5 protein-coding genes are annotated in these 4,023 nt (G+C 35.6%); 2 read left to right on the forward strand and 3 right to left on the reverse strand.

What is annotated here, in order from left to right:
- Positions 1-682: 682 nt before the first annotated feature.
- The gene (locus tag ABYK33_RS14355) at positions 683-1,129 is read right to left on the reverse strand and encodes a hypothetical protein (RefSeq protein ID WP_373033979.1); all 447 of its coding nucleotides are present in this window, start codon (positions 1,127-1,129) and stop codon (positions 683-685) included.
- Positions 1,130-1,887: 758 nt separating this feature from the next.
- Here ABYK33_RS14355 and ABYK33_RS14360 point away from each other — a divergent pair.
- Complete coding sequence (locus tag ABYK33_RS14360) at positions 1,888-2,091, forward strand: hypothetical protein (protein WP_373033980.1); 204 nt, start codon at positions 1,888-1,890, stop codon at positions 2,089-2,091.
- On the forward strand, positions 2,024-2,470 hold the full coding sequence (locus ABYK33_RS14365) for a hypothetical protein (RefSeq protein ID WP_373033981.1): 447 nt from the start codon (positions 2,024-2,026) through the stop codon (positions 2,468-2,470). Before ABYK33_RS14360 ends, ABYK33_RS14365 begins: the two co-directional genes overlap by 68 nt.
- Before the next feature lie 158 nt (positions 2,471-2,628).
- Here the strand turns inward: ABYK33_RS14365 and ABYK33_RS14370 are convergent, their stop codons facing one another.
- On the reverse strand, positions 2,629-3,630 hold the full coding sequence (locus tag ABYK33_RS14370) for a hypothetical protein (RefSeq protein ID WP_373033983.1): 1,002 nt from the start codon (positions 3,628-3,630) through the stop codon (positions 2,629-2,631).
- 57 nt (positions 3,631-3,687) lie between these two features.
- Positions 3,688-4,023: hypothetical protein (locus tag ABYK33_RS14375; protein ID WP_373033984.1), on the reverse strand; the 336-nt coding region annotated here is incomplete at its 5' end.

Here is a 4,023-nt window from a genome sequence, read left to right on the forward strand (position 1 = left end):
CGCTCTGGCTACCGTAAATCCCCGCGCTCTCAGCGGTTTTTCGTCGTAAAGGTCAGTTCGCCCAAGCTTTTGCTTGGAAAAGCTGCAACTTTTAAAATATTGAGACAACACATTGTTTATACAAGGTGAGAACGGGGAAAAATAGATTACTTTTTTACGTTGGCTTTATCTCTGACTCTCTTGTCGCTACCAAGACTTAGAGGGCCAGACTACTCAAACAAGGAACGATCAATCATCTATTACGCAGAGTAAAGATGAAAATTAATATTTGTAACCTCGTATCTATCCCACACCACCTAAAAATAGACTATACGTTTGATGAGATGAATAAACTAAGCTTTGTCAATTTGATAACATTTGAAAGGTACAAGTCTATAAACTATAAAAAATACAATAGGTAATAACAACAATAATACTATTATTGGAAGCAACTCAACAAATAGACTTACTTCCTTTCCACTCATAAAGTATTCTCTTACCACTTCCAGTAAAAAGACAAAAGGGATTATCACATAATAAATGTTGTCATGTTTGACTTCATCTACAATTTTAGATGAACAGTGCTTGCATTTTATTATTCTGCCTTTTTCTGTGTGATGTATTTTTTTCTTAAAATTTAAAACTTCATATATATAGTCTTTAAACGTAAAGTCCTTCTTACAACAGGGACATTTTCTTGAATTCATAGATCTTTTCCTATTTTATGCATTACGTTGTTGTCTTTAACTTTTTGCAATAATTCTTCCAGTTCTTTTTTTCTTTTTTCACAAGTATCATTATACTTATACGCTTCAAGGTTACAATCATTATTCAGCTCTAGTAATCTCATAGAAGAAAATTTATAGTTAATGTCATTGTTTATAAATAGACGGTTAGTGGCTTCTACAAAGTTAATTACATTAGAGGGATCATATCGTACTTTTAATACTTGATTATTCTCTATCCATAAGAGGCTGCCTTTCATGCTATACCTCACGTCAGGTAAACCCAAAACTTGGATAGCCTCATTTACAGTCAAACCTATTAATTGATCATTGTCCCAGCGGTTATGTTGTATTTGAAACTTTTCCCAAAAGATACCTATTGCTATTCCAATAATAAATAATAAACCGATTAAAAATAATCGCATATTATTTTCCAGAATCATACGGATAGATCATATTCCCTCTTTTTATCATCACCAAGTTGCTCTTGGAATGCATGCATACCTGTTTAATTTTTTTCAATTAAGATTATACCCGTTAAGCCCTCATAGTCTCCGGCGCTGCTGTTTGGACCATGTCGTGCTGTTCTCGTTTCGTCACTTATATGATGGAGTGCAGACAGCAATATATATGATGACTAGGCTATTATATACATTCCTCCTCGGGAGAGGTGGAGCGAGAAATGTGGGAACTGGGGGAACTGGGGGAACTGGGGGATGTGATTTTCGATAAAAGTAGTGGGTTGTCACCTTCAGAAGTGATGGGAATGAGGAAATTTAACCGAGAAGAGTCGGTTGATGTAGATTGATTTCTAGTGAAAGCCGTTTATAAATAATGAGCTAGAGAGGCTATTTATATTAAAAGAAAAAAGTGTCATCACAGATATAGAGTTTATAGCGTTAAAAGCTGAGTTACGTGTATAATAGCAGTGTGTAGTTTAGTGACAAAATATATAAAGTATATACCATATTACGTTATTGTTAACACCCCTATGCTATGATAACTATACCGTCAATATAAAACAATGTAATTTTATGTTTGATTTTGTTTATTACGTCAGGCATAGAAATTGCATTAATGTAAGATATGTTACTTAAGCTTTATTAACATTTATTGTAAATAATGTTTAACATAAACAAAACAAATTGTAGATATAATTCCGCAATTTTTAAGGAGGTGGCATATGAGTGATAAACTTAGAGCATTTGTTCTTGGCTTTACAAATGCATTTACCCCAATTGATTACTCTGAATTAAATAAAGTCGGAGATATTTCAAAACGTATTAACAATAAAACAGCTAAAAACAGGAAGTTGACCAGTGAGAAAATTAACAAAATCACAACGAAAAGCGGTCAACGAGAAAGCTTCGCATCAGCAGCATTCTGAACAAGAAACCCAACACCTAACCCAAAATAACATCTATCATCTTGGAGCTTCAGAGATAGATGCTCTCCATAGAATGCAAAACGATCACCCTGAAATTGTTGATAAAATACTTGGTTTTAAGCAACAAGAACTTGACTTACAAAATGATATTATTACAATAGAAAAAAATGAGCAAGACAAAAGAATAAAAGAAGTGCCTTATGTGAGAACCTATGCTTTTATTGGTCAATTTATGGCATTTTCTATTGCAATATTATCACTTTCAGGTGCTGCATATTTTGGTATGCATAAACAGCCAATATTAGCAGGACTATTTTTAACATCAACAGTTCTTGTAGCCGCTGTACAGTACATTAATAAAAGTGACAACAAGAAATAACTGTTTTTTATACCTATTACATGTAATTAACGCTTAAACTATAAGCGTATTTTCCTCAAACATCTTCAAAAGTAACCCGAATTCAATTCACAAGATATTATGACAATTTTACATAACTTAAGTATAGGTATCACACAACCCTTATTTTTTGATTTATGTTACATATTTAAAAAGCTGTCAGGTGTAAGACGTTCCACCGCCTCAAAACCTTTTGTTTTCATAAATGACATATGGTGGACAAAGTTACTCATAGAGTCTGATGGATCAATATAGTCCATATTAAGTGACTGTAAAGTATCACGTGCTACCGCGACTGATAATATTGGAGATTCTTCAATGTGTCCTGTTTTACTATTTAACAGTTTGTCAACTGCTGTGACAAAAACCATTTCGTCGGGTAGAATTGAAAATAATTCATTTGCTACTCTCAGTACACAGCTACATACATAGTCTTGGTACAGTTCATTAAATTGGCCTTTCGGCATTTTCTTGACAGACACGCGACCACTTTTCAACAAACTTTTGGACTCGCTTGGAATAATATCAGCACCATGAACTTTGATTGTAACATCTACTATTGAATTATTGTTTACATTAAATGATAGACTCGATCCTAGGGTAGAAATTTCTGAAAAAGGATTGATGTCCTCAATAACTGCAAGTTTTGTCTTGGCATCATTGTTCAAGACTTTTTGAGCTAATTCAGTGTTGTTGCTCCAGTCTGCGCATTTTTCTTTCCATTGTTTTATGTCTACTATATACGCTGACTCATCATTTCTGATGGCTACTTTCACATCATCTGCCAACTTTTGGCGTTTAACGGCTTCTCTCTTAAAGATTCGGTCAATAAGTCCAGGATGATAGTTACTCTCAGTTGTTTTGGCTTTCTCTTCATGTATGTTGGATTTTTCAGGTTTTTTTGGTTCTGGACTTATTGCAATCTGTTTCCAATCAATAGGACTACTACAATCTTTATGCATTGATTGAATTATATCTATATGGTTTTGATAAGCATCAACTTCATAAGATGCTTGTTCTAATTCTTGCATCTTATGATATTGCTTTTGCTGTTGTTCCAGTTGACGTTGTCGGCGTTTGGCATCTCTTTCTGCTGCTTTAGCTGCAGCATTTATTGATCGGATTGCACCTCTCCATCCCATTTAATGTCCTTTTTTAATTATTAATCATATTGAGTTCAAGATAATTAGACTTATAACTTACTGCTGCGAAAACATCGCCATCATAGTTGACAACATCGTAAAGACAGAGATCCACATAAGAAGGTGCAGGGCGACGGCGAGCCAGATGGCCCAGTCGTTGACGCCGCCGACGGCGCGCATGGTCTCGATGCGTTTCTGTTCGTCTGCAACTGCGGCTTCGATCTCCGCTTTTTTAGTTAGGTAGGTCTTGTAGACGAAATAGGGGGCGAGGCCTCCGGTGAGAATCCAGACGATGAGGCCGCCGAAGGGAATGGCGAAACTGACGATGGTCAGAAGAAAAAGGCCGAGGGCAGGGAGGTAGGCTTTGCGGTAGAGCAGGTAGAAGACGCCGCC

The organism is Sulfurovum sp., from assembly GCF_041562805.1.
Classification (GTDB): Bacteria; Campylobacterota; Campylobacteria; order Campylobacterales; family Sulfurovaceae; genus Sulfurovum.

Bases quoted from the DNA above. Each gene is read 5' to 3' on its own strand.
- ABYK33_RS14355 (WP_373033979.1), bottom strand. From the start codon at position 1,129: ATGCGATTATTTTTAATCGGTTTATTATTTATTATTGGAATAGCAATA.
- ABYK33_RS14360 (WP_373033980.1), top strand. From the start codon at position 1,888: ATGAGTGATAAACTTAGAGCATTTGTTCTTGGCTTTACAAATGCATTT.
- ABYK33_RS14370 (WP_373033983.1), bottom strand. From the start codon at position 3,630: ATGGGATGGAGAGGTGCAATCCGATCAATAAATGCTGCAGCTAAAGCA.